The organism is Paenibacillus medicaginis (assembly GCF_042138635.1).
In the GTDB taxonomy this organism is placed as follows: domain Bacteria; phylum Bacillota; class Bacilli; order Paenibacillales; family Paenibacillaceae; genus Paenibacillus; species Paenibacillus medicaginis.
Map to the genome: position 1 here is coordinate 1 of NZ_JBHIRY010000003.1, position 24,331 is coordinate 24,331.

Below are 24,331 nucleotides of genomic sequence, written 5' to 3' on the forward strand. Positions count from 1 at the left end.
GCCAAACCGTTGTTTCTCCCAGTCTATCAGATATTGCTGAATCATGCTTCGCTCATTTCCAGTTCTACGTGTGTTTTGTTAGGGCGTTTATTTCACTACAGTCCCTAACTGTATTACTTTCGATTTGTTTATTGCTAGTCAGCAGTGCTCCTCTTGCTTTTGCAGCCGAAGACAACAAAGACACCTCACCTGTACTTAATGAAAGAATTATCAGCATCTTAGAGAAAAACAATATTGGCTTTGAAATCTCAGAGGGTAGTATTAAATTGCTCGTTGCGACGCCTGAATCCATCACTGAAGTCAATAAGTTGATTTCCTCAGGGTTCAAGAACAGTCCTGATTCTGCTTCAATTGCTGCTGCCTATCCCACTCCTTACACACATATGAAACAATATGATATTTATAACTCACAGAAATTCCAAGCAGCAACAAAAACGGCTCTGGCTGCGGCGGTTATTGAATGGGCAAAAAACAAATTGATACCAGATCCGCTTAAAATTAGTGTAGCTGCTGTTGGTGGCTTTGGTGCCTATTATTTCATAAACTCTGATAAAGAAGACCTGTACTTTTATATTAAATACTCCTATCGGGAGTTAGGACCAGGTTTTTTTGATCACAATGGTACTTTCATTGGAGATTATGAAATTCTGAAAGAAATTAGGGTTACAAAAAATTCAAATTATACTGGTGGTAACCGCGAAACAGATGCAAGAAGATCATCTGTAGTGGAACCTTGGTTCTAAAATGAGATAGGATGATTAGATTGGGATATTTTATAACCTTCATACTTAACTATATAGTGGCTTACTTCATCTATGATGAATCCAGTTATGTTAGACCTCTAATTCATTCTATTTTCATACTTGCTTTGATTGTTATAATCGATTTAATCAGGAAAAACAAAAAGAAATGATTATTTTAAAACAAACAATATTAAATAGCCTTAGCCCTGATTTTTTTATGGGGCTAAGGCTATTTAATTATAATCTCTTAACCACTTAGATGCCCCTTCGTTCTAATGACCCATCGTTGAGCACCGATTTTCAAGTTGAACCCATTTTTTAGAAAGAACTTTGTTCAGCTTCTCCTTTTTACAGCATGATATTAAGCCCTACGTGTAATCTTTTTATCCACAATTTCATACACGATATCTGCCACGTTCTCCAACAAACGGACATAATGTGTTATAAAAATGATTGTGCCTGCGTAATTGTTCATCAAATTTTCTAAAGCCGCCACTGCAGGCAGGTCGAGAAAATTGTTTGGTTCATCCATGAGCAGGATGTTGTACCGCCCAGCAGCATTCTGGCAAGCTGCAATTTAATGATTTCACCACCGCTTAAAACAGACAACTCTTTGCGTACATCATGCTGGGAAAACTGTTTTTTCGCAAAAATTAACGTGACGAAACGTTACTTTAGAATTGCGCGATTTCCTTTTTTTTGTAAATGGTCACACCTTAAACATACGATAAAGAGCGCGATCAAGCATTCGATCAGACAAAACTTTTCGCATGAACAACGTCGTTTTACTATACTTTCCTGCCACATATCTTGTTTTCGGCGTTTTGGATTGAATTGCTTTTAAAACCACTTGCGCAATAACATCTGGAGAAGAAGCATTTTTACCTGCATTCTCCATGAAGTTCACAAAAGTATCCGCCATTTTACGGTATGCAGTATTGCCCGAGGTCTTTTTCACATGCTCACGCGCAATGCCATCCCATTCAGTTGTAATCGCTCCCGGCTGTATAACAACCACATCAATCCCGAACGGCTTGACCTCCAGGCGCAGACAATCTGAGAATCCTTCTACCGCATGTTTTGTAGCATGATACCAGGCACCAAGCAGAGTATAAATTTTGCCGCCCACAGAAGAATTGTTGATGATCTTGCCTGATTTTTGTTGTCTCATATAAGGAAGAACCAGTTGGGTCAGACGGCTTAATCCAAAAAGGTTCACTTCAAATTGACGCCTGGCTTCCTCCATCGGCACATCTTCGACCGCACCAAAGGAGCCATATCCTGCATTATTAAATAAAACGTCGATTCTGCCTTGCTCCTTAATGATCCGCTTCACACCATTGATCATGGACGCTTCATCCGTCACATCCATAGCCATAATATGTGCGCCTTTGGATTCAATGTCCCTCATATTCTCCACTCGTCTGGCGGCTCCATATACAATGTATCCTGCTTTTAAAAGCAGCTCTGCCGTCACTTTCCCCATCCCTGCCGACGCACCTGTGATTAAAACAACACCTTTCTTCTTCGTATCCAATTGTCATCCCTCCTGAAAGTTTTGTGAGCGTTACTTCCTGAAATCTGCTTCAAGCAAAACTCGCTTCGGAAGCAAAGGCTTAGTTTTCAGAGCAAACACTGGTTTGCAGCTTGATGTTATGGCATTATAGTAACGCGACGTCACGTTACTTCAAAATCATTATAGTTCAGTTCTTATGGTCACGCAACATTTTTATGCTATAATTTTTTTGGGAAAGGAGACAGGAATGATGGAATTTGATCGGGTAAGAAATGATGAGCAACGAAAAATCAGAGTACAGCAAATTAAAAATGCGGCGATTAAGCTTTTTGATAACGAGCCGTTTCACGAAATCGACTTAACCAAAATTGCCAATGAAACCAGCTTTACACGCGGCAATTTATATAAATATATTTCTTCAAAAGAAGAGATATATCTTCTAGTCGTTCTGGATGAGATCAACGATTGGGTTAGCGACCTGAGAAACACCTTCAACGCGGACATGACTCATGCGGTCACGGATTTTTCACAGCAATGGACACAGGTTGTGTATCGGCATCAACGGTTTCTAAAGCTGATTTCTTTACTCTTTACAACGATCGAGCAAAAGGTATCTCTCGAAAGTCTCGTAAATTTTAAAAAACAACTTTCCATTGAATTGTTTGAGTTAAGTAAAGTCGTTAAAACCGTTTTCCCAACATGGGATGATCATCACACCAATAAATTTCTTCGTTTGCAAATGTACCATGCGATCGGATTATTCTCTGCTACATCACCGTCACAGCTCCAACAGGAAGCGATCGAGCAAGCGGGAGTCTCTTTTCCATTGCCTGCTTTTGTTGACGATTTTTCCGAGTTCATTTCCTATACCGTACATTATTTAAATAGTAGTTTGGCGCAAGACCAAAGTTAGTGCTCGCTCGCTTGCTTACTTGGTCAGACCTGCTCTGTTCAAGAGCAGCAACAGGCAATTAAAACAGGGGCTGCCCATTCATTGGGCAACCCCTTTCTTCTGTTCGCATATATCCACAACATAGCAATGTCCTTTATCGCTTTGTTGTCTTCTTCATTTTTTACACTTCAAAATAAAACGGCTGCACACACACCGGCTTGGATACGGAAACGCTCAGACCGGTATATTCCAGGCGTCCGCTGGTCTTGTCCACCCGGAATGTAACGATATTGTTGGTATCACGGTTGGCGGCAATCAGGTAATTGCCTCCTGGCGTCAGCGCAAAATGGCGCGGATGCTGCCCCTGCACCGGAACATGCTGCACGAGACTCAGCTTGCCGGTATTCGCGTCAACGGCATACACCACGATGCTGTCATGGCCGCGGTTGGAGCCGTACACGTAAGCACCGTCTTCGGATACAGTAATTTCCGCAGTTGTATTTTCACCCTCGAACCCTTCCGGCAGCGTAGGCACCGTTTCAATTTCGGTCAGCGTGCCTGCCTCGGCATCGTATGCAAAAGATGTAACGGTCGAATCCACTTCATTGATCACAAAAGCAAGCTTTCCATTCGGATGGAACGCCAGATGGCGCGGTCCAGCTCCCGGATGGGTTGCAGTTTCACTGTGGAGCTTGAACTTGTCTCCATCCAGGGAATAAGCACGAATCCGGTCCAGACCAAGATCCTGCACGAACAGCAGCTTCCCGTCCGGGCTATAGAAGGTGGAGTGCGGATGCGGCCGGTCCTGGCGCTCTGGATGAACGCTCTTGCCTTCGTGCTGAACGACGTCAAGCAGCTCGCCGATTTTGCCGTCTTCCTCGATCGCCAGCAGTCCAATCATACCGCCATGGTAGCTTGGCACTGTCAGATGATCGCCAGCCGCGTTGCGCTGGATATGGCAGGTCGGTGCAACCGTCTGTACACGGTTCAGCAGCTTGATCGTTCCAGCCGCCGGATCGATGTCAAAAGCAGCGGCCTCACCCGCTTTTTCTCCAGAGGCAGATACGGTCTCCCCAATGGCATACAGCTTGCGCGCAGCAGGATCGACATTCAGGAAGGTCGGGTTTTTGAGACCTGCGAATTCATCAAGCAGGTTCAGTTCCCCTGTGTTTTCATCAAAAGAGTATACGTACACTCCGCTTTCTTCAGCCTCGGCATAAGAGCCCGCAAAAACGAGCAGTCGTTGTTCTGACATAAATCATATCCTCCTCATATTTTCAATAGTATTAGCATGATGAATAGATGTTATATTGCCCGCTCAATCACATGCTCAGTCGAAAGCTCCACATTTCCGGCCACGGCACGCGAAATCATGCAGGAACTTTCCGCTTTTTCAGCAAGAAGCACCGCTTTTTTCAAATCATCTTCAGATGCTTCGTGAGCCAAAATCACCCGTGGCCGGTGGATGATGCGGCGGTAGGTGAAGATGTTATTCGTTACATCGACGATGCCTTCCGAATCAAGCGTCAAGGACTGAACACTTAATCCCGAACGCTCCATCATGGCCGCCAGTGTAATTAAGTAGCAGGTAGATGCGGCACCGAGCAGCATTTCATCCGGATTGGTGCCGACACCGGGCCCGCCCATTTCAGCAGGGATGGAAATCTGTGTACGCAGGTTTCCCGCTTCAATCCTGCCGTCGCTGTTGCGCCCCCCGTTCCAGGTGGCTTTTAGCAGAAAAGTATGCTCCATTGCAGGTCACCTCCATTAGACTTCTTCCAGTAACTCTTGTCCTTTCGTCTCTTTCCCCAGTACTAGCACTGCCGCCGCCCCGATGATGATCGCAACGAAGAAAATGACAAAGACGGTCGTAATACTTGTTCCCTGTGCAAGCAGCATGCCGACCAGGAAAGGTCCGATGACACCGCCGATCCGCCCGAAGGAGGCAGCCATGCCAACCCCTGTTGAACGGACGGATGTGGGATATAACTCCGGCGTATAAGCATACATGCCTCCCCATGCCCCCAGGTTAAAGAAGGACAGACAAATGCCTGCTGCCAGCAGCACCCCCGCGCTCTGCGCAGTGCCGAACCAGATGGCCGATACCGCCGTTAAGAGCAGATACACGACCAGCACGAACTTGCGGCCGAGCTTCTCGATCAAATAAGCGGCGGTAAAATAGCCCGGCAGTTGAGCAAGGGTCATGATCAGCACGTATTCAAAGCTTTTCACCAGCGAAAATCCTTTTATAACCATGACGCTTGGCAGCCACAAAAACATGCCGTAATAAGAGAATACCACAGTGAACCAGAGAACCCACAGCATAATCGTCGATTTGCGGTTGGGACCCGACCAGATTGAAGCGATCCGTTCACCAAGCGGCAGCCTTTTCACCTGTCTGTTCACATAACGCGGCGGGTCCTGAATCGCTCTGCGCAAGTAAAGAGCGTAGAGCGCCGGAATGGCGCCGATCACAAATGCCATCTGCCAGCCGAAGGATGGGATTATGAAATACCCTACTAGTGCAGAGACGATCCAGCCCGCAGCCCAGAAGCTTTCCAGCAGCACCACCATGCGGCCGCGCTCACGGGCCGGCACCGACTCCGAAACGAGCGTGGAGGCCACCGGCAGTTCGCCGCCCAAGCCGATCCCTGCCACAAACCGCAAAGCTAACAGAACAGCATATCCCGTCGCCAAGGCAGACAGCCCTGTTGCGATGGAGAAAATAAGCAGCGTCCAGACAAGTACGGCCTTGCGGCCGAACCGGTCGGCCAATATGCCGGCAAGTGCCGCCCCCACCGCCATGCCGATGGAATTCACCGCGGTGATCATACCCATCTGGCCGGTGCCGAGCTGCCATTTATGCGCAATATCCGCCAAAATAAAGGACAGCAGCCCCACATCCATGGCATCGAACATCCAGCTCAAGCCCGCACTGAACAAAAGCTTGCGTTTCTGGGCCGGGGGTAAAACGGACTCATTCATAAGTTAACTCTCCCTCGGTTGTCTATTTAATGATGCAGGGCATACCCGCCCGGATCTAGTTTGCAGCCCCGTTATCCCCAGATCTTGGCTGTATGCTCTACATTGCTGTCCTTTATTGTAGCGTAAATTCAGGTGACAAGACACCCCTAAACCAAAAAAGAAGAATGCCCTATAAAGGCACTCTCCCGTCATACAGAACCTGCGGCTTACCGGCTGGAACCCAAACCGATGATCATCACGATGAGCACCAGCAGTTGGATGAGCGTGTCTGTACTCAAGTCCAATCGCCTCCATCTCATAAGATGTTCCTTCGGCCGTTTCCCCTCTCCCCGGATGAGACCCGGTTCCCCGCTACAACTATATGCGCGCAAGAATACCGTTATGCTGATATATATCAAATGCCCTAAGATTTAACCCAGGCCAGCTTAAGATCCATCTCCCGAATGCACTCTTCATGGTCATGGCCGTCATTACCCACCAGCGGTGTGACGGGATAAGCCTGCATGTCCTCTTCATCAAAGGTTTGGACCATATGCTGAAGCTCGTTCAGATCCTTAATTTCCGGATCCAGCCAGCGGTCTGCCTCATCCAAACTTAAAATGGCCGGCATATGGGAACTGAACTCCCCTATCGTCCGGTTGGACGGAGCCATCACCATCGTGCATGTCCGCATGGGCTCCTTCCGCGTATCCTGCCAGATTTCATAAAGCCCGGCGATGGCGAACATTTGCTGCCCGGGCAGAATCACCCGGACGGCATAGCTTTTTTTGCCCATATTGCGCCAATAGTAAAACCCGTTGCAAGGGATAATGCAGCGCTGGGTTTCCACAAGCTTCCGGTATGCCGGATTGATGCTGAACGTATTCAAATCCGCATTGACACAATCCTTACCCCAATAAGGAACCATCCCCCAGCGGAATTCATCCAGCACCTTCTCCCCGTCATGATGCATAACAATCGGTATTGGCTGTGTCGGACTGATGTTGTAGCGGGTCTTGTAATAATACATAACTCTGTTCACACCAAAAAAATCTCTGACTTCATCCAGATCGGCGGATAAAGAAAATCTTCTGCACATATTGCCATCTCCTTTGCACTTTTGTCCTAACAGTGTGCGAAAAGTGATGGCATCTTATTCCTGATTATGTAAATCCCCCGCAGCTTGTCAGCGCGGGGGATCCGTTTATTACTTTTTCTCTACAGCATGGCCGCCAAATTCGCTGCGCAGCGCAGCCACCACTTTGCCTGTAAACGTGTCGGTTTCCAGGGAACGGTAGCGCATAAGAAGAGAAAGCGCAATGACCGGTGTTGCAGCCTGCAGGTCCAGGGCTTCTTCAATGGTCCATTTTCCTTCACCGGAAGAATGCATAACCCCTTTGATTTCGTCGAGATTGGCATCCTTGGAGAAGGCACGCTCAGTTAGGCCCATCAGCCAGGAACGGATGACGGAGCCATGGTTCCATACTCGTGCCACCTGCTCATAATCGAAATCGAAATTGCTTTTCTCCAATACCTCGAAGCCTTCGCCAATCGCTGCCATCATACCGTATTCAATGCCGTTGTGCACCATTTTCAGAAAATGGCCGCTGCCGGCTTTGCCTGCGTACAGGTAGCCGTTCTCTACCGCCGTATCACGGAAAATCGGCTCAACAACTTCCCACGCCTCAGGGTCGCCGCCGATCATATAGCAGGCTCCGTTGCGTGCGCCCTCCATACCGCCGGAAGTGCCTGCGTCCATAAACCGGACGCCGCTTTCTTTCAGACGCTCATATCTTGCGATCGATTCCTTATAGTGCGAGTTGCCGCCCTCGATCACGATATCTCCTTCAGACAACATAGGCTGAAGCTGATCCAGCACGGAATCCACAATCGTATGCGGCACCATTACCCAGATGACTCTTGGGGCTTTGGTGGACTGTACGAGTTCTTCAATGGAAGCAGCGCCAACTGCACCATACTCCTTCATTTCCGTTACGGCCGCAGGGTTTACGTCAAAAGCGACCAATTCATGCTTGTGATCAATCAGATTTCTTCCCAGATTCAAACCCATTTTTCCAAGACCAATAAGACCGACTTGCATAAATAAATGCCTCCCAGTTAAGTTTCATGTGGTGCGTATTTGGGCTGTAAGATTACCGATTCGAAACTCGCGATTAACGTGTAGTTACCGACACCGGCTGCTCCAATGCATCATCCAGCCACCAAGTAAATCCGTGCTCGGCAAGCAGTTTTGCCGATGCCTCCGGACCGTATGAGCCTGCTGCATACGTATGAAGCGGCACTGTGCCTGCCTGGAATGCATTCAATACAGGTTGTACCCATTTCCAGGAAAGCTCTACCTCATCCCAGTGAGCGAAGAACGTGGAATCGCCGCGCAGCGCGTCGTAAATGAGACGCTCGTACGCTTCAGGAACCTCCTTGTTCTGTTCACTAAAGGTTAACTGTACGGTTTCAAGCTTGCCGTTTACCGGATTTTTGCTGTTGATGCTCAGTGTTGCCCCTTCCTGCGGGTTTACGCTGATGATAAGCAGGTTTGGTGCGGCGGGTTGTCCTTGAGCAGCATAAGGGTCTGCGGCGTCACGCTTGAATTCAATAACGATTCTTGTGGATTTTTCGGCCATCCGCTTGCCTGTACGAATATAAAAGGGTACTCCCGCCCACTTCTCATTATCAATCCAGACGCGTGCGGCGATAAAGGTATCATTTTGCGAATCAGGACCGATGTCAGGCTCTTCCTTATAACCAGGCAATGCATTGCCGTTAAGCTCGCCGCGTCCGTATTGGGCGCGCACAATATCGGTCTGAACCTGCTCCGCTGTCAGTGGACGCAGTGCCTCCATCACTTTCCGTTTCTCCGCGCGGATATCAGATGCCGTCACCTGTGCCGGTTTATCCATGGCCGTCATCATCAGCATTTGCAGCATATGATTTTGCACCATATCCCGGATCGCCCCGGAGTGATCGTAGTATCCTGCACGCTCTTCGACGCCTACGGTCTCGGCAGCCGTAATCTGCACGTTGGCAATATAGTCACGGTTCCACACACCCTGCAGGAACGGGTTGGCGAATTTCAGAGCTTCAAGATTCTGAACCATCGGTTTGCCAAGGTAGTGGTCGATACGGTAAATTTCATCCTCGGCAAACGCTTTGCTCAACTTGTCATTCAATTCGCGGGCAGACTCAAGATCATGGCCGAAAGGCTTCTCGATGATCAGACGCTTCCAGCCCTCCGTATCGCCAAGTCCACTGCTCTGAATATTTAATGCAATCACATCGAAAAATTCCGGCGCCACCGACAGATAAAACAGGCGGTTCGACTTGATGCCAAGCTCCGCCTCACACTGTTCGGCCAGCTGCAGCAGTTTCTTGTAATCTTCGGGATGGTTGACGTTCAGAGAGCAGTAACGGAAAGCGCTCAGGAACTGCTGCATCTGCGCGCTGTCCTGCGGCTTGCGTCTGGAGAACGTCTGCACCGCCTGTTCGACATTGCTTTGGAACTGGGCATCCGGCACATCGCGCCGCCCGAGTCCGATGACGGAGAACGAAGACGGGAATTTGCCGTCTGCAAACAGGTTATATAAAGCAGGATAAATCTTGCGTTTAGCCAGGTCTCCTGTGGCTCCAAACAAGATAAATGTCATTGATTCCATGGATATTCCTTCTTCCCAACATGAGTTAAGGTTATTAAAAGTTACCCGTTAAATTAACGTAACCATAATACACCCATTAAAATATGTAGTCAATGAAAATTTGTCGAAATTGTGAATTTTATAACATGCCTTGAATGATTGCGCTTTCTTTGATAAATTGTCTGTAACACCTTCAATTTCTTGTCAAAAGGGGACAACCACGATGGACGGTCAAAAGCCGAAACTGCTGTGCGGCAAAGTAGAACAGTCCTATCAAATGATCAGCAAGAAATGGGCTGCTCTCATCATTCACACGTTAATGGAACATCCAAAACGTTTCAGTGAGATTCAAGCCTTCATTCCGGATCTCAGCAAGCGTATGCTTACGGAACGTATTAAGGAGCTTGAGGAATCGGGCATCATCATCCGCCATGTGATCGCTGATAGACCGGTTCGAATTGAGTATTCTTTAACCCGCAAGGGCAAAGAATTGGGATATGCGTTGAATTATATTGAAGCCTGGGCCGAGAAATGGCTATAGCAGCAAGAAGCAGGGAGAGCCTAGCAATAGGTTCTCCCTGCTTCTGTTGCGATATTCATTCTCCATTCTGTATGCCGCTGCTAAGTATTGCCGGCAGGCTGCCCGGGCACGGTGTCCCGGTACACGCTTGGCGTCACGCCCGTATGCTTTTTGAACAGCTTGCTGAAGTATTTTACATCCTCAAAGCCGACACGAGCGGCTACCTCGCCGACCTTTATTGGTGAAGAAGCCAACAGATGCATGGCATGCCGTATTTTACAGCCGGTTACGAAGTCGCCAAAAGTCATCCCGGTTTCTTTTCTGAATATTTCGCTCAAATAGTGGGGGTGCACGTGAATATGGCCCGCTACCGTCTGCAGGCTGATGCCTTCTCCCACATGTTCGGTGATATAGGCCATGGCCTTGCGCACATGGCTTTCCTGCCCTTCTGCAGCCATCTCATGGTATTGCTCCATAATGGTGTACAACTGACGGAACAGTTGGTCCTTGGAGTGCGGAACCTGCTGAACCATATCGGGAAGCACGAGCGCTTGATCCTGTTCAAAGCCAAGATCGGAGGTGACACTACGCAGCCAGCGACAGGCGGCCAAGACAGCCGACCTTACGGAAGCCTCCATTGTATCCACCGTCGTGCCGGGGTCCATCAGCCTCACCTCCACGAAACTGGCAACCCAGGACTGCAGTCTGCCAGCATTGCGGGTCAACAGAATGGCGGACAGGCTGCGTTCCTCTTCCGCCGTACAGATGGACAGCCCACCCTTGCGCCGGCTCATCTCATCCCAGCACCAGACATTCCCTTTCATCCAATTCCGGTAACGTAAGGTATGTTTGGCCATGCGGTAAGAAGCCGGCAATTCGCCCGGCCGATCCACTGTGCCCCCCTGTGCCAGATACAACCGGCATTTCAGCATTTGTTCCGTTTTGTCCAGCTCATTCCGGTATGACGTGACTGCCGCTTGTCCCTGTCTCCCGTCCGCAGCTTCTTCTGCCATAATGAAGACAATTTGTTGCCCCTGCGGCAGGGTGATGCCAGGCAGCGATTCCCCCAGTAAGTTAGCGGCGGCGAACACTAGCAGCGATTCTTCCTGCTCGTTTTCTCCCCAGCCTTCCGCTTCGATCAGACAGACGCGGTACTTGCCCTCAAGGGGCAATCCAAAATTATTCAAAATCGCGGCGACGCCATCCTCCTGCAGCTGCACATCCTCATAGGCAAGCCACTGCAGCAATTGACGGCTTTGCTCCTTCTTCTTGTCAAAATGAACCTGGCTGCTGAAATGCCGCTTTTGCCTGATCCTTGTTTTCGCCTCCAGAACGGTACGGATAATATCCTCTGTCCTGCTCGTTTTAAGCAGATAGTCGGATACCCTTTGTTTGATGGCCTGGCGGGTATACTGAAAGTCATCATAACCCGAGAGAATGATAACCTCTGTATCAGGATGGATATTAACGGCTTTCTCGGCAAGCTCCAGCCCGCTCATGTCATACATCCGGATATCTGTCAGTAGTATGTCAGGACATTCCTGCTGGATGACCTCTATCGCTTCCTCAGCCGAGCCTGCGGGTGTCAGCAGCTCAAAGCCAAGCTCCTGCCACGGAATGACCTTGGACAGGCCTGTACGTATAATGACCTCATCATCAACGATCAGAACCTTCATGTAAACCACTCCTTGCATAGGGGATGCCAAAAGTCACCTTTGTTCCCGCCCCGTCGCGGCTGGTAATGCTCAAGCTTGATTCCGGTCCGTAGTACAAAAGCAAACGTTCGTTTACGTTGCGCAAGCCATAACCTGATAGCGCTTCCTTGTCTGTTTCCGCCAGGGGCTTGCCTGAGCGCATGCCAGCAATCACTTCCATAAGACGGCCACCATTCATGCCTCTGCCGTTATCCTCAACCGTAAAGTGCAGAACATCTCCCTGCTGATCTATTTTCAGCACGATCAACCCGTGGGTTCCCTGATCCCGCAGGCCGTGCGTTATCGCATTCTCAACCAGGGGCTGCAGCAGCAGCTTGAGCATGTAATGGTTCATGACGGAAGCATCAGCCAGTATCTCGATCCTGAAGCGGTCGGGAAAGCGGATGGATTGCACCTTGGCATAACTCCTGATATGAGCCAATTCCTGCTCCACACGGCAAAAATCACGTCCCTTATTCAGGCTGAAGCGCAGAAAATCACTCAATGATTCCACCATATCCGCCATTTTTTGTTCCCCCGACATCAAGGCGATCCAGTGGATGGAAGACAGGGTATTGTACAAAAAGTGCGGGTTGATTTGATACTGCAGAGCACGGATATCCGCTTCTTTCTTGCGCGTTTCCTGAAGAATAAGCTCTTCCTTCAGACGATCAATATGCCTTCCCAGCCGGTTGTAGCTGCCGCCAAGCCGGGCTATTTCGTCCTGCCCAATGACCGGAAAAGCCGGCAGCGGCCGTTCGGGATCGAGATGTGACAACAGAAGCTCCAGCGAACGAAGCGGCCGGGTGATCCGCTGCACGACAAACCAGATCATTCCGGCTCCAAGGCCGAAAGCCACCAGCACAGCTGCCAGCGTCAGCATCAAAATATAACGGTTTTCAGACAAATAATCCTCACTGTCGATCATGCCGACGAGCGACCAGCCTGTGTTCTCATTCCGCTGATATAATAGCGTTTTGCGTCCGCCCTCCGTGTTCATTTCAGCTGTTCCACTTACGGAGGCCCACTCCATGGACGAGCTTCCAGGGTAGATCTGCTCGAGCGGGTGCGCCAGCTGTGTCTCGGCAGTGGACGACAGGACGGTTCTGTTCTGGTCCACAAGCACCACATTCCCGCCACTCCCCAGCCGCGGAGATGACCAGTACTTGGACAGCTCGCGCTCATTGAGACTGATACATATCCAGCCCAGCGGCTTATAATCATGCACGCTCCGCAGCGGCCTTATGAAGGTAATGGCGTTTTGCACCTTGGCATAACCACGGACATGATATACCCCCGTCCATGTCTTGCTTTTCACCGCCCCCAATCGCTGTACGGAAAGCTGCGGGGACGGCTCAATGCGGCCTGTGGACAACACCGGGATGGAACGCACCGGAACAATGGCAATGTCAAGAATATACCGTTTTGATGCAGCCAGATTGGCCAGCATGCCGTTGATCTCACTGATCTTCTTCTCATCCTGTGCAGCAGAGGCCATATACTGCTGAATTTCCTGCTGGCCTGTCAAAAAAACAGACATATTCTCAACATCACCGCTGATAAACCGCAAGTTGGCGTTCATCTGTCGGAGCGCATCAAGCCCGGCCAGCTTCATTTTGTCTTCTGTCGATCCCGCAGAGATCACATAGGCAAATATGCCAAGCAGAAGCAGCGGCACCAGAATGCAAACAGCCACCAGAAAAGAAAGCTTGCGGTGCAGGGAAGACCGGATCCAATCCTTCATTGCTCAGCCTCCTGCACAAAAATCTAATAGAGGTAGTTCAAAAAGTCATCTTTTGATCACGAAGTAAATCAGGAGGCGGACTCGACATCGAATCTTGAATTCAGCCGGGCCTAAGCGGATGCTTACGAAGCATGTTTCCTGCGGAAACATTTCAGGTGCTCACGTACCCCAAGTACGCTCCGCTCCTCAGTCCCTAGCTTCATCCAACTCCAGCGTTTTGAAAAAACGCACTTCGGAAGCATACGCTTCGGTGCTGAAAACCTGACTTTTTGAACTCGCATTAATATAGGAATGTTCAGCCTTTCACGGCTCCGGCCGTCATGCCCTTCATGATCTGCTCCTGAAACAGCAAATACATGATGACGGTCGGTATTACCGCCAATGTCATGGCCGCCAGTGTCAAACCGTAATCCGTCTGGTATCCGTCAGCGAAGTTGGCAATGCTTAGCGGAAGTGTTTTCATATCTGTTTTGCTGATGAACACCAGTGCAAACGAAAAGTCATTCCAGGCATGCAGAAAACTTAAAATCGTAACGGTCGCAAGCGCCGGGGTGGACATCGGCAGCATAATGCGCAGAAACAATCCCCACACTCCCGTTCCGTCCATAAATGCGGCTTCTTCAATATCGCGGGGGACGGAGACCAGATAGGCTGTCAAAATAAAAATGGCGGTCGGCAGCGCAAATGCCGTATAGGGAAGAATCAAGGCCCAATAGGTGTTAAGCAGCGACATCTGCTTCATCAAAATAAAAAGCGGCACAAGCGTGCTGTGAATCGGGATCAGCATGCCAACGACAAAGAAAGCCATCACCCACCCCTTGGCTTTAAAGCGAAAGCGAGCCAGCACGAATGAGGCCAGGGATGCAATAAACAGGGTCAGCAGCAGTGATCCAGCAGAAACAATAATGGAATTCATAAATGAACTGCCGAGGCGCGAGCTCTCCCAGGCGTTGATGAAATTATCAAATTGCCACTGAGCGGGAAGTGCAAAGGGGCGTTCATAGAACTCCGTATTTGTTTTAAATGAGCTGATAACCAGCCAAAAAAACGGATACAAAGTTAAAATACCATAAACCGTCAGCAGAGTCCAAAGAATGGCAGCCCCGTACCGGGGACGTGCCCGGCCAGCTCTGCGATGGCCTGTTGACGTCCCGAGCGGAGCAGCAGTATCGCTCATGTGTGCGTCCTCCTTTCTCCAATTCAAATCAAGTCTTCTTTTTTGCGGCTTGCAAGCCACTGACTCGTTCCAATCAGCAGCAGGCTTACGATCACAATGGTGGTTGATATAGCGCTGCCGAATCCGTAGCGGTAGCTTGTAAAGGTGGAGTTATACATATAGGTGGCCAGCAGTTCCGTTGCGTGAGCGGGTCCGCCTTTCGTCATAATATAGACCAGATCAAACGATTTCAGGCTGCCGGATATGCACAGGATGACGGCCACCTGCACGGTCGCGCGGATCATGGGCAGGGAGATGGACACCAGCTTGCGCAGGCCTGTAGCACCGTCCAGCTTGGCGGCATCATGAATGTCGCTTGATATGTTTTGCAGCGCCGATATAAAAATGATGAGATACAGTCCTACAAAGCTCCAGATCAGGGGCGGAATAAGAGCATAGATGGCAATGCCGGCATCGGAGAGCCATTGCAGCTTCCAGCTCTGCAGTCCGAGCGTATCAAGCAGAAAGTTCAGAATACCGATCTGGGGATGATAAATGTACTGCCATACCATTCCGATTACGACCGTGGACAGCACCATGGGCAGAAATATGGCGGAACGAAGAAAGCGCTGGAGAAAGCTGCTCTTGTGCAGCAGCACGGCAAGCGCCAGAGCGATTGGGATCTGGCCGAAGACCGACGCCAGCACGAAAATAATATTGTTTTTCAACGCTCGCCAGAAAATCGGATCTTTTACAATCTCGGTATAATTTTGCAGGCCGATATACTTCGCTTCTCCTATCCCGGACCAGTTAAAAAAACCGTAATAAGCAGACCAGACGACAGGTACAAACACAAACAGCGCATAGATCAGGAGAGCGGGCAGCAGCCCGAGCGCAATAAATCTCCGGTTGCTTAATGCATTCATCGTTTCACATCCTTTATGAAGCGGCCCCCCGCCGAAGTCAGATTTCAAGCGGGAGGCGTTTTTGTTTTTGTTACTGGGCCACTGCTGCGGCCTGTGCATCCTGGATTTTCTGGGCAATCGCTTTAGGGTCTCCGCCCATCAGCAGCTCCTGCAGCCCGTTGTTGGTTACTTCTACGGTCGCCGATGCAAGCTTCGAGTCATATACAGGGACAATCTTGATGTTTTTCATCAGATTGTACAGCTCGACAAACAGCGGGTGCGCCTTGCTTTCATCCAGTGCAATATCGTAGCTGACAAGTGTGCTGCTGTTCAGGGTCACCTGCTGCCCTTCAGGACCCGACAGAGCGTACAACAGTTTCATGGCTGCTTCCTTGCGGGCACCGGTAAGCTTTTTGCTCACACCCATCCCGGTTCCCACCACGCCGGAAGTCGTTGCAGGTTCTCCCTTTCCACCCTCAATTGGCGGGATAATCGTGATGTGGGTATTATCAAGCACCTCGGGCGGAGCATTGTTCACCAGGTTAGCCAAGGCCCATCCGCCGTTGATCACCATCGCGGCTTTGCCCTGGAAGTAGAGCTGCATCATTTGAGTTTCGTCAATGCTGTTGAAGCCATCCTGGAACGCTTTGGCATTGCCCAGCTCCTGCAGCTTGGACAGCGCTTCAATGAACTGTGGATCGGTAAAGCTTGCCCCATCCTGGGCTACAGCCTTGAGGAACCAGTCCGTCCCTGTAATCCGGTCAGCGATCGTACTGAAGGTGGTCGATTGGGCCACCCAGTTCGTCTTGTTGCCCAAGGCAATCGGAATGACGCCTTTTTCATTGAAGGTATGAACGGCTGTGAGCAGCTCGTCCCAGGTCTCAGGCACTTTGACTCCGTGCTGGTCAAACAAGGCCTTGTTGTAGTAAATAAACGAGCTTGGCGCCAGGTTCATCGGCACCGAATAAATATTCCCGTCAACGGTAAAACCATCAAGAGCTCCGGGAATAAAACCGTTCTTCCATTCCGGATTTTTGTCCAGCTCTTCATTAATGGGCTGAAGCAGGTCGCCTTTGACAAATTCCTTGGTCATTGCATCAGGAAACATAACGAACAGATCCGGCATTTCATCGGCGGCTGCCACGGTACGCAGCCGGGTTCTCAGCCCGTCTGTCGGCAGCCCCTCCTCTTCAAGCACAATATCCGGATTATTGGTCTGGAAATCCGCAAGCTGCTTGCGCATGGCTGTCGCCTTTGCATCCTGCCCTGTCCAGTTATGCCATACGGTCAGCGTTACTTTGCCGTCTGCACCGCCTTCGTCTTCGGCAGCCTGCCCGCCACACCCGGCCAACAGGCTGATGGACAGGACGACACCAGTGATTTGTATAAGCCTTTTTCTGAAAAGTGACGTTTTCATCGTTTGACCTCCCCTGATTTGGTGATTTTAATTATATTGGCACCGCTTTCAATTTTTAAGGTGAAAAACTTCAAGCATAGGGTAGAAATACTTCAGCTCTTGTTGGGCGCTCCGAGAACGAAGCATTCCTCCAACCGCTGTTGACCCTCCGGGCCAAAGGCGGACGCTGACGCTTTATCCGGAATTGCTTCGTTCTCTCCGCTGCTGCGTGCATATCCATGCCTAAAAAAACAGGCCAACCAGAAGTTTCTGGCTGGCCTAATAATACGAACAACATAGTCAGTTTTTAACCCTGTTGCGTACCTATCCTCCCTTTAATATTTTGTGAAGCTGGCGGTCCTATGACTACCGTCTGATTGATGGGCTTCAGCACCTCCGCCATCCAGGCAGCATTCACACCATATATTTTCTGGAATACTTCAGGAGGAGTCCTTCTCAGGACATCAGACCCGAACACCGCCTGTGCTGCATGATTATCAAAAATAGCCAGCAGATGCGTCTGATCCATCGTAGCGATTTCCCAATGCCACCACCCCATCGGAACGTACACCGTTTGCGGCGGTTTGACACGGTAACTGAGTATCTGCAGCGTGAAAGGGTTAAGAATGGAGATATCTGCCTCCCCTTGTATAACATACACAAGTTCGGCTGCGTTCGGGTGCCAATGAGCTTCCACACTGTGTCCTTTGCTCAGATAGATGTCAAGCAGGCTAAGGTTTTGCATCACAGGCAGCTGTTCGGCAAACTGCTGCAGAATGAAGTTTTGCGGATTTTGCACGAAAAACGGCTTTGCTCTCAAGTCAAAAGACAGATTCAAAGAAGGAGATTGAAGGGCTGCCATAACACTGTCGGACCGCACGCTATCCCACCTTTCTGGATTGGATGATGGGATAAATATATTCATTCGCCCAGAAAGACGTGCGTCGGCTCTGTTTAGCTTGATCCCGCAGCCATTAGCTTGGCCTGCTAAACAAACTATAAACGAGCGTTGCCCCGCATGCCAGAGCCAACACCTGCAAATCCAGTCTTAAATAAATGGAATACCGGATCATTTGCCAAACGAGGATCATGAATAAGGGCAGAACCACACAGCCAAGAAAGCTCCAGTTTATTTTAATCTTCAGGGATTTGATAAAAATTAATCCGATATAGCCTCCCCAAATCACATTAAGTCCTGCTATGACCCATCTGAGTGCTATGAAAAAGGACATCTTCATTTGATCCTCGATACTCTCTTCCAAACGGCCAATAAGGAAGCTTATAACTACAAAACCCGCAACCCAAAGTAAATAAAGGAGATATTTCGATTTTAATTTTTCCATTCTGCACCCCCATTTCTTTTAACGAGCTTTACGCATCGCCAAAAAATGCATACCAAAAAATGTATACGGGAAAACAGCCGCAAGGTTGCGCTTGCTTGGGGCTGCATGCTAAGATGAATTATTGTTGCTTTGAAAGGATGAGTTCAATTCATGGCTTTTGGGATAAACCGCGGGGAGCTCAATGAGTGGAAGCAGGCTGTCAGCCGCGGTGAAATTGCTTTTCTCACCCACTACTGGCTAGACCCTCGTTTTCCGGAAATCCGAACCGTTACCAAGGTGGGCTGCTCGGATGAAAATCGGCTCAGCACATGGTGCAGGGAGAACGGCTTGAATCCCCGCTATATTCATAAACGTGCAAGCTTTCCCCATTTCGATCTTCTCGGACAGAAGCAGCTCGAAATCCTCCGCAAGTTCGGATTGCACGACCACATCAGCAGATTCCATTTATCTTGATAGAAGATCAGAGAGCCGGATTCTTTATTTTTACAACCGCTTTATGAATCCAGATTGCGGACAGCAATCCCTCCCCCATGGCCACTGCTGCCTGCTCCGAATGAGCCCCCAGATCACCCGCCACCCACACATTTTCGATATTGGTCATTTTAGTGCGGGCATCCGTTTCCACGTGCCGGTTATGGATTAGCTTTACACCCAATTGTTCGGCAAGCCCGGAATGAACATGATTTCCGCCAAAGGCGATAAAACCCCGCTCTGCTTCAATCATTTCACCGTTCTCCAGCTTGATGCCGGACAATCGCCCTTCACTTGGACAAACCACTTCGGCTGCGGCGGCTTCAATATAACGAATTCCTTTGCTCCGCAGCTTGTCCAGCAGGAATGCAGGCACCTCCGTCATTTCGTGATTAATGTAAATCAATCTATCCGTCCGGTCTGACAACACAAGGGCCATATCCGCACCTGCTTTCCCCGCCCCCAATACAACGGTAAGGCGGTTCTGAACTTCATAGCCGTCACAATCAGGGCATATATAAATGCTGCTACCGAGACAAGGGACCAGCCCCGGCAGATCGGGAAAGCGGTCTGTTACCCCGGTTGCCAGTAGCAGTGTAGGTGCTTGAAAGACCTCTCCACTTTCCACCGTGATTCGAAATTCGCCGTTTTGCCTGAAGGCTTTAACAGCCCTGCCCCGCAAAAACTCAATGCCCAGGCCTGATGCCGTTTCTTGTCCTCTTTGTCTTAATTCCTCGCCTGATATGCCGTCTGGAAAACCAAGCAGGTTATGATAATTCCGGCACAACGTGGATCGGCCGTAACCCGCGTCAATAACCAAGGTACGAATGGTCGAATATCTGCCTAACTGGATGGCTGCCTGCAAACCGGCAATGCCCCCTCCTACAACGATCGTGTCGTATGATTTCACTTTTTGCCTTCCTCCTCTGCAAACCACATTCTGTGAACAATCCTGTAATGGTTATGTACACCGCTCACACATTTTCAAACTTATTTTCACCTATCCAGGCATGAAATAACCCCAAAAGAAAGGCGTACATTCTCACTATAGCCTCCGGCTATGATCGGCTATAGTTATTTGGAGTTACGGGTTGATTTACAAGATATGTTATCTTTCTCTTATCGATTCGAACATGGAAGACAGAGGAGAGAGCGTATATGAAAAGCGGCAACTTGGGCTATCCCCGTATCGGGCAGGACCGGAAATGGAAAAAGGCGCTGGAGGCCTATTGGTCCGGCCGGCTGGAGGAAGAGGAGCTGCATGCGGAGCTGAAGGCGATCCGTTTGCGGGGGCTGCAGACCCAGAAGGAAAAGGGTATCGACGTCATCCCGGTCAGTGATTTCACTTATTACGATCATGTGCTGGATACGGCCGTCATGTTCGGTCTTATCCCCGAACGCTTCGGTTATGCCGGAGGCAAGCCGGATTTATCCGTATATTTCGCTATGGCTCGTGGTACCCGCGAAGCGACAGCTTGTGAAATGACGAAATGGTTTAATACAAATTATCACTATATCGTACCGGAGCTTGAAGACACTGAGCCTAAACTAACCAAAAACACACCGCTCGGCGCCTATCTTGAGGCGAAAGCAGAACTTGGCATCGAGGGCAGGCCGGTCCTTGTCGGGCCGTATACGTTTCTAAAGCTGTCCAAGGGCTACGCCACGGAGCAGCTTGGGAGCTGGATCGACCGGCTGCTGCCGCTGTACGGGCAGGTGCTGCGCGAGTTGGAAGCAGCCGGGGCGGAATGGGTGCAGATCGATGAGCCGATTCTGTCCACGACGCTCGAGGCGGAGGAACTGAAGCATGTTTCACACATTTATGACAGGCTGAGAACGGAGGCGCCCGGTATCAAGCTGATGCTGCAGACGTACTTCGAAGCGGTCGACCATTACGAGTCGGTCACCGCGCTGCCGGTCCACGGCATCGGTCTGGACTTCGTGCACGATGGCGGGCGCAATCTGCAGGCCATACGCGATTATGGCTTCCCTGCCGATAAGCTGCTTGGCGCGGGCCTGATTGACGGACGCGGCATTTGGCGGGCAGACCTCGAGAGCAAGCTGGGGACGCTAATGGCGCTGACCGGCCTCGTTGCCGCCGATCGCATCATCGTGCAGCCATCCTGCAGCTTGCTGCATGTGCCCGTCAGTGCCGAACAGGAGGTGGCACTTGAACCAACGCTGCGCGAAGCACTTGCCTTCGCCGACGAGAAGCTGGAAGAGCTTGCGCTGCTGGCAAAGGCGGGCCGTTCGGGCCAGGATGCGATCCGCTCCGAACTGGAAGCGGCCAGCCGGAGTCGTATTGCGCTGCAGCGGTCCCCTTCCCGCAACAGCAAGCGGGTGAATGAGCAAATCGCCGACCTGGCTTCGCAGTCTGCATCCCGTTCGGCAAGCTTCGCAGAACGACGTGAGGCGCAGCGGATTCGCTGGGACCTGCCCTTGCTGCCAACGACGACCATCGGCAGCTTTCCGCAGACACCCGAGATTCGCAGCGCCCGCAGGAAGTGGCGCAAGGGGGAATGGAGCGATACGCAGTATGACGCTTTTATCAAAGCGGAAATCAAAACCTGGATCGGGCTGCAGTCGGAGCTTGGGCTGGACGTGTTCGTGCACGGCGAGTTCGAACGCAACGACATGGTCGAGTTTTTCGGCGAGAAACTGGCCGGCTTCGCCTTTACGGCGAACGGCTGGGTACAATCCTACGGCTCGCGCTGCGTAAAACCTCCGATCATATATGGTGACGTTGAGCTTACGGAGCCGATGACCGTCGCGGAGACCGTGTTTGCCCAGTCATTGACGGATGCGCCGGTAAAGGGAATGCTGACCGGTCCGGTTACCATTCTGAACTGGTCGTTCGTACGGGATGACAAGCCGCGGGAGGAGGTTGCTTATCAGATTGCGCTGGCGCTGCGCGAAGAAGTAGAGGCACTCGAGGCGGCAGGCATCGGCATGATCCAGGTGGATGAGCCGGCGCTGCGCGAAGGACTGCCGCTCAAGCGGGAGTATTGGCCAGCCTATCTGGATTGGGCTGTTCGTGCGTTCCGGTTGTCCACCTCAACGGTGAAGCCAGAGACGCAAATTCATACACATATGTGCTATAGCGAATTTCATGACATCATTGAAGCGATAAGCGCCTTGGACGCCGACGTGATCTCCATTGAAACCTCACGCAGCCATGGGGAGCTGATTGAAAGCTTCGAGGAACACACGTACGAGAAAGGTATCGGCCTCGGTGTGTACGACATCCATAGCCCCCGCGTCCCGGGGCCCGAGGAAATGACGGTTATGATCGACCGTGCCCTGCGGGTGCTGTCCCCTGATCAGTTCTGGATCAATCCGGACTGTGGCCTGAAGACACGAAAGGCAGAGGAAACGATCGCTGCGCTGCGCAACATGGTGCAAGCCACCAAACAGGCCCGCGAGAAATATGCCGTTGGGGCCAACAGTTGATAAGTATTTTTTCACACAAGAGCTCAAAAACTAGAACCTCAAAGAATGAGACCGCCGTTTATAGGCGGTCTCATTACTTATACGACCAGGAAGCAGGCCCCGGGCTCATGTTTTATTGTCGCCGTGTTTTATATGAAGGGCTTTAGTTAAGCCCTCCATTTACATGCAAGGTTTGACCTGTAACCCATTGGGATTGATCACTAACCAGGAACTCAATGACATTTGCGATATCCTGAGGCATGCCGATACGGCCAAATGCATTCATACTTTTCATGAACTCAATTTCTTGCTCCGTTTTGTCTTCTTTAAAATGTTCGGTAAAAACAGGACCGGGCGCCACTGCATTAATGGTAATTTGCTTGGGACCGAACTCCTTCGCGAGCTGACGAGTGAGTTGTTCAACCGCCCCTTTTGTGCTCGTATATACACTCATTTCAGGAAACATTAGTTTTGTTCCGGCTGTGGAGATATTAACGATTCTTCCGTGGTTCTCCATATGTTTCATTGCTTGTTGACAAGCAAAGAAGATACCTTTTACATTTACTGCGAATTGCTTATCGTACTCAGCCTCTGTTACCTCGGCAAGGGGATTGGTCATCATCACTGCCGCATTATTGATTAGAATATCCACTCTGCCGAATCTGGCCAGTGTTTTGGCAAACATTTCCTCAATCTCATGAACCTTACCGAGATCAGCATGAACCGCTATCGCATCACCGCCCTTTTGAATAATAGCTTCCACCACCGCTGCTGCTTCATCTGGACTACTGGAATAATTGACAATCACTTTAGCACCTAAATCAGATAACTGCTCAGCTATGGCACGTCCAATTCCTCTGGAAGATCCAGTAATAATCGCTACTTTCCCTTTTAATTTGTTCATGTCTTCTACCAACTTTCCGTTTTTATTTAAAAACACAAATCTTTAGTTGAACTCTAACATTTAGAATTCTAACTGTCAACATTCTAAATTTATCCGTTCTTGTTGACACATACTGACAGTTGTTTCAAATTGAAAAGACTCTCCGGCTGGGAGAGTCTTTTATACATAGAAGGTTTGTTTCGAAAAATCACTTATACTTGTTCTCGCTGGAGGATTGATGCTTAGTTTCCCCATGGCGATTTTCTTCCTGCTGCTCCATCGTCAAGTCTTCCATCGGAATCGGGTCCACATTTAGCTCGCTTTCATAAAGGTCAAACAAACTTGGCTGATCGGTCGGATACTGCTCGGGATGATCGCGGTTGCCCAGTTGCTGCAGCTTTTCCGCTTGTTTTTCGGATTGGGACATCGTTTTCGCCTCCCTGGTATCGTGATATTGATGAAATACAACAAAATCTCAACCGCCCAGCTGATTAATCTGGCCCTTCAGCTCTGTAATTTGCTGAATCAGCTGCGCAATTTCGGTTTGCTGCCAGGCTTCAATGGTAAATCCCTGCTGCTCCAAGCGCTGCAGGAAAGAATCTGCCGCTTCACTCAGGGACTGGGCATAACCGCTGATTTCCCCATGGATGGATTGGGCATATTCGGGCGCCTCTACCTGTGTAAACTGCTGTGCCTCGTCACGCAATGCCTGCAGCTGATTTTTCAGGTCTGCGAGCGCCTGCGGGTCGGATACGGCCTGTTCCGCCAAACCTTGCAGCTCCGTGCCCGCCGTGCTGATGTCCGTAACAAACCCGGTTGCTTCATTCGCGTAATTTAGAGATTGATTGACACTGTCAACAGCTCCGCAGCCAGCTGCCAGCGCAAGACTGATTCCCATGACGACCGCTGCAGCCGCCTGTCCGATTCTTCGCTTGCGGATTTTCATGTGCACGCACACTCCTCTGCATCAAAGTTTATGAATGCTTACGGCTGGGATCTCTGAACGTTTCAAATACATTACCAAG

At 50.0% G+C, this 24,331-nt stretch carries 23 protein-coding genes and 1 pseudogene; 5 read left to right on the forward strand and 19 right to left on the reverse strand.

Going from position 1 to position 24,331, the window contains the following annotated elements:
- The coding region (locus ACE5LO_RS04120) for a hypothetical protein (RefSeq protein ID WP_375518797.1) at nucleotides 1-743 on the forward strand (743 nt) is incomplete at its 5' end.
- A 361-nt stretch (nucleotides 744-1,104) separates the two neighbouring features.
- On the opposite strand, the pseudogene ACE5LO_RS04125 reads toward ACE5LO_RS04120, so the two are convergent.
- Nucleotides 1,105-1,397: pseudogene (locus tag ACE5LO_RS04125) on the reverse strand (ATP-binding cassette domain-containing protein); the annotation flags it as partial.
- A 55-nt stretch (nucleotides 1,398-1,452) separates the two neighbouring features.
- A complete protein-coding gene (locus tag ACE5LO_RS04130; protein ID WP_375518798.1) occupies nucleotides 1,453-2,280 on the reverse strand; it encodes an oxidoreductase in 828 nt (275 codons plus the stop codon).
- A 226-nt stretch (nucleotides 2,281-2,506) separates the two neighbouring features.
- On the opposite strand from ACE5LO_RS04130, the gene ACE5LO_RS04135 reads away from it, so the two are divergent.
- Nucleotides 2,507-3,172, forward strand: coding sequence for a TetR/AcrR family transcriptional regulator (locus ACE5LO_RS04135; RefSeq protein WP_375518799.1), 666 nt, complete (start codon nucleotides 2,507-2,509; stop codon nucleotides 3,170-3,172).
- A 160-nt stretch (nucleotides 3,173-3,332) separates the two neighbouring features.
- On the opposite strand, the gene ACE5LO_RS04140 is transcribed toward ACE5LO_RS04135, so the two are convergent.
- The 6 genes from ACE5LO_RS04140 to zwf form a co-directional block, all read right to left on the reverse strand.
- Nucleotides 3,333-4,406: a lactonase family protein gene (locus tag ACE5LO_RS04140; RefSeq protein WP_375518800.1), complete on the reverse strand. Its 1,074-nt coding sequence runs from the start codon at nucleotides 4,404-4,406 to the stop codon at nucleotides 3,333-3,335.
- A 50-nt stretch (nucleotides 4,407-4,456) separates the two neighbouring features.
- A complete protein-coding gene (locus ACE5LO_RS04145) occupies nucleotides 4,457-4,903 on the reverse strand; it encodes an OsmC family protein (protein ID WP_375518801.1) in 447 nt (148 codons plus the stop codon).
- A 15-nt stretch (nucleotides 4,904-4,918) separates the two neighbouring features.
- Complete coding sequence (niaP, locus tag ACE5LO_RS04150) at nucleotides 4,919-6,136, reverse strand: niacin permease NiaP (protein WP_375518802.1); 1,218 nt, start codon at nucleotides 6,134-6,136, stop codon at nucleotides 4,919-4,921.
- 403 nt (nucleotides 6,137-6,539) lie between these two features.
- Nucleotides 6,540-7,214 (reverse strand): SOS response-associated peptidase, encoded by a 675-nt coding sequence (locus ACE5LO_RS04155; protein ID WP_375518803.1) that lies wholly within the window; start codon nucleotides 7,212-7,214, stop codon nucleotides 6,540-6,542.
- A 108-nt stretch (nucleotides 7,215-7,322) separates the two neighbouring features.
- Nucleotides 7,323-8,216, reverse strand: coding sequence for a phosphogluconate dehydrogenase (NAD(+)-dependent, decarboxylating) (gnd, locus tag ACE5LO_RS04160; protein ID WP_375518804.1), 894 nt, complete (start codon nucleotides 8,214-8,216; stop codon nucleotides 7,323-7,325).
- A 73-nt stretch (nucleotides 8,217-8,289) separates the two neighbouring features.
- Nucleotides 8,290-9,786, reverse strand: a complete 1,497-nt coding sequence (gene zwf / locus ACE5LO_RS04165) for a glucose-6-phosphate dehydrogenase (RefSeq protein ID WP_375518805.1) — start codon at nucleotides 9,784-9,786, stop codon at nucleotides 8,290-8,292.
- Nucleotides 9,787-9,988: 202 nt separating this feature from the next.
- Here zwf and ACE5LO_RS04170 point away from each other — a divergent pair, with 202 nt between their 5' ends.
- Entirely contained in the window at nucleotides 9,989-10,306 is a 318-nt protein-coding gene (locus tag ACE5LO_RS04170; RefSeq protein ID WP_375518806.1) for a winged helix-turn-helix transcriptional regulator, read from the forward strand.
- A gap of 80 nt (nucleotides 10,307-10,386) precedes the next feature.
- On the opposite strand, the gene ACE5LO_RS04175 is transcribed toward ACE5LO_RS04170, so the two are convergent.
- From ACE5LO_RS04175 to ACE5LO_RS04205, 7 genes are all read right to left on the reverse strand, one after another.
- Nucleotides 10,387-11,961, reverse strand: a complete 1,575-nt coding sequence (locus ACE5LO_RS04175; protein ID WP_375518807.1) for a helix-turn-helix domain-containing protein — start codon at nucleotides 11,959-11,961, stop codon at nucleotides 10,387-10,389.
- The gene (locus ACE5LO_RS04180; protein ID WP_375518808.1) at nucleotides 11,942-13,723 is read right to left on the reverse strand and encodes a cache domain-containing sensor histidine kinase; all 1,782 of its coding nucleotides are present in this window, start codon (nucleotides 13,721-13,723) and stop codon (nucleotides 11,942-11,944) included. The genes ACE5LO_RS04175 and ACE5LO_RS04180 overlap by 20 nt, the downstream gene beginning before the upstream one ends.
- 295 nt (nucleotides 13,724-14,018) lie before the next feature.
- A complete protein-coding gene (locus tag ACE5LO_RS04185; protein ID WP_375518809.1) occupies nucleotides 14,019-14,900 on the reverse strand; it encodes a carbohydrate ABC transporter permease in 882 nt (293 codons plus the stop codon).
- Between the two features lie 23 nt (nucleotides 14,901-14,923).
- Entirely contained in the window at nucleotides 14,924-15,805 is an 882-nt protein-coding gene (locus ACE5LO_RS04190; protein ID WP_375352444.1) for a carbohydrate ABC transporter permease, read from the reverse strand.
- 70 nt (nucleotides 15,806-15,875) lie between these two features.
- On the reverse strand, nucleotides 15,876-17,201 hold the full coding sequence (locus ACE5LO_RS04195) for an extracellular solute-binding protein (protein WP_375518810.1): 1,326 nt from the start codon (nucleotides 17,199-17,201) through the stop codon (nucleotides 15,876-15,878).
- A gap of 286 nt (nucleotides 17,202-17,487) precedes the next feature.
- Complete coding sequence (locus ACE5LO_RS04200; protein ID WP_375518811.1) at nucleotides 17,488-18,060, reverse strand: cupin domain-containing protein; 573 nt, start codon at nucleotides 18,058-18,060, stop codon at nucleotides 17,488-17,490.
- A gap of 94 nt (nucleotides 18,061-18,154) precedes the next feature.
- The gene (locus ACE5LO_RS04205; protein ID WP_375518812.1) at nucleotides 18,155-18,523 is read right to left on the reverse strand and encodes a hypothetical protein; all 369 of its coding nucleotides are present in this window, start codon (nucleotides 18,521-18,523) and stop codon (nucleotides 18,155-18,157) included.
- Between the two features lie 150 nt (nucleotides 18,524-18,673).
- Between ACE5LO_RS04205 and ACE5LO_RS04210 the strand changes: the two genes are divergently transcribed.
- Nucleotides 18,674-18,976: a hypothetical protein gene (locus ACE5LO_RS04210; RefSeq protein WP_375518813.1), complete on the forward strand. Its 303-nt coding sequence runs from the start codon at nucleotides 18,674-18,676 to the stop codon at nucleotides 18,974-18,976.
- 7 nt (nucleotides 18,977-18,983) lie between these two features.
- Here ACE5LO_RS04210 and ACE5LO_RS04215 read toward each other — a convergent pair whose 3' ends face one another.
- Nucleotides 18,984-19,904: an NAD(P)/FAD-dependent oxidoreductase gene (locus ACE5LO_RS04215; RefSeq protein WP_375518814.1), complete on the reverse strand. Its 921-nt coding sequence runs from the start codon at nucleotides 19,902-19,904 to the stop codon at nucleotides 18,984-18,986.
- Between the two features lie 248 nt (nucleotides 19,905-20,152).
- Here ACE5LO_RS04215 and metE point away from each other — a divergent pair, with 248 nt between their 5' ends.
- Complete coding sequence (metE, locus tag ACE5LO_RS04220) at nucleotides 20,153-22,444, forward strand: 5-methyltetrahydropteroyltriglutamate--homocysteine S-methyltransferase (protein ID WP_375518815.1); 2,292 nt, start codon at nucleotides 20,153-20,155, stop codon at nucleotides 22,442-22,444.
- 142 nt (nucleotides 22,445-22,586) lie between these two features.
- On the opposite strand, the gene ACE5LO_RS04225 is transcribed toward metE, so the two are convergent.
- The 3 genes from ACE5LO_RS04225 to ACE5LO_RS04235 form a co-directional block, all read right to left on the reverse strand.
- The gene (locus ACE5LO_RS04225) at nucleotides 22,587-23,327 is read right to left on the reverse strand and encodes an SDR family oxidoreductase (RefSeq protein ID WP_375518816.1); all 741 of its coding nucleotides are present in this window, start codon (nucleotides 23,325-23,327) and stop codon (nucleotides 22,587-22,589) included.
- A 187-nt stretch (nucleotides 23,328-23,514) separates the two neighbouring features.
- Nucleotides 23,515-23,733 carry a YczO family protein gene (locus ACE5LO_RS04230; protein WP_375518817.1) on the reverse strand — a complete coding sequence of 73 codons (219 nt, stop codon included), beginning with the start codon at nucleotides 23,731-23,733 and terminating at the stop codon, nucleotides 23,515-23,517.
- A gap of 48 nt (nucleotides 23,734-23,781) precedes the next feature.
- Nucleotides 23,782-24,252, reverse strand: a complete 471-nt coding sequence (locus ACE5LO_RS04235; RefSeq protein WP_375518818.1) for a DUF6376 family protein — start codon at nucleotides 24,250-24,252, stop codon at nucleotides 23,782-23,784.
- Between the last annotated feature and the right edge of the window lie 79 nt (nucleotides 24,253-24,331).

Excerpts from the sequence above, each read along its gene's own strand:
- ACE5LO_RS04180 (WP_375518808.1), bottom strand. The coding sequence starts at position 13,723 with ATGAAGGATTGGATCCGGTCTTCCCTGCACCGCAAGCTTTCTTTTCTG.
- ACE5LO_RS04210 (WP_375518813.1), top strand. The coding sequence starts at position 18,674 with ATGGCTTTTGGGATAAACCGCGGGGAGCTCAATGAGTGGAAGCAGGCT.
- ACE5LO_RS04225 (WP_375518816.1), bottom strand. The coding sequence starts at position 23,327 with ATGAACAAATTAAAAGGGAAAGTAGCGATTATTACTGGATCTTCCAGA.
- ACE5LO_RS04155 (WP_375518803.1), bottom strand. The coding sequence starts at position 7,214 with ATGTGCAGAAGATTTTCTTTATCCGCCGATCTGGATGAAGTCAGAGAT.
- ACE5LO_RS04230 (WP_375518817.1), bottom strand. The coding sequence starts at position 23,733 with ATGTCCCAATCCGAAAAACAAGCGGAAAAGCTGCAGCAACTGGGCAAC.
- ACE5LO_RS04135 (WP_375518799.1), top strand. The coding sequence starts at position 2,507 with ATGATGGAATTTGATCGGGTAAGAAATGATGAGCAACGAAAAATCAGA.
- ACE5LO_RS04140 (WP_375518800.1), bottom strand. The coding sequence starts at position 4,406 with ATGTCAGAACAACGACTGCTCGTTTTTGCGGGCTCTTATGCCGAGGCT.
- gnd (WP_375518804.1), bottom strand. The coding sequence starts at position 8,216 with ATGCAAGTCGGTCTTATTGGTCTTGGAAAAATGGGTTTGAATCTGGGA.
- metE (WP_375518815.1), top strand. The coding sequence starts at position 20,153 with ATGAAAAGCGGCAACTTGGGCTATCCCCGTATCGGGCAGGACCGGAAA.
- niaP (WP_375518802.1), bottom strand. The coding sequence starts at position 6,136 with ATGAATGAGTCCGTTTTACCCCCGGCCCAGAAACGCAAGCTTTTGTTC.
- ACE5LO_RS04175 (WP_375518807.1), bottom strand. The coding sequence starts at position 11,961 with ATGAAGGTTCTGATCGTTGATGATGAGGTCATTATACGTACAGGCCTG.
- ACE5LO_RS04145 (WP_375518801.1), bottom strand. The coding sequence starts at position 4,903 with ATGGAGCATACTTTTCTGCTAAAAGCCACCTGGAACGGGGGGCGCAAC.
- ACE5LO_RS04185 (WP_375518809.1), bottom strand. The coding sequence starts at position 14,900 with ATGAGCGATACTGCTGCTCCGCTCGGGACGTCAACAGGCCATCGCAGA.
- ACE5LO_RS04170 (WP_375518806.1), top strand. The coding sequence starts at position 9,989 with ATGGACGGTCAAAAGCCGAAACTGCTGTGCGGCAAAGTAGAACAGTCC.
- ACE5LO_RS04235 (WP_375518818.1), bottom strand. The coding sequence starts at position 24,252 with ATGAAAATCCGCAAGCGAAGAATCGGACAGGCGGCTGCAGCGGTCGTC.
- ACE5LO_RS04195 (WP_375518810.1), bottom strand. The coding sequence starts at position 17,201 with ATGAAAACGTCACTTTTCAGAAAAAGGCTTATACAAATCACTGGTGTC.
- ACE5LO_RS04190 (WP_375352444.1), bottom strand. The coding sequence starts at position 15,805 with ATGAATGCATTAAGCAACCGGAGATTTATTGCGCTCGGGCTGCTGCCC.
- zwf (WP_375518805.1), bottom strand. The coding sequence starts at position 9,786 with ATGGAATCAATGACATTTATCTTGTTTGGAGCCACAGGAGACCTGGCT.
- ACE5LO_RS04205 (WP_375518812.1), bottom strand. The coding sequence starts at position 18,523 with ATGGAAAAATTAAAATCGAAATATCTCCTTTATTTACTTTGGGTTGCG.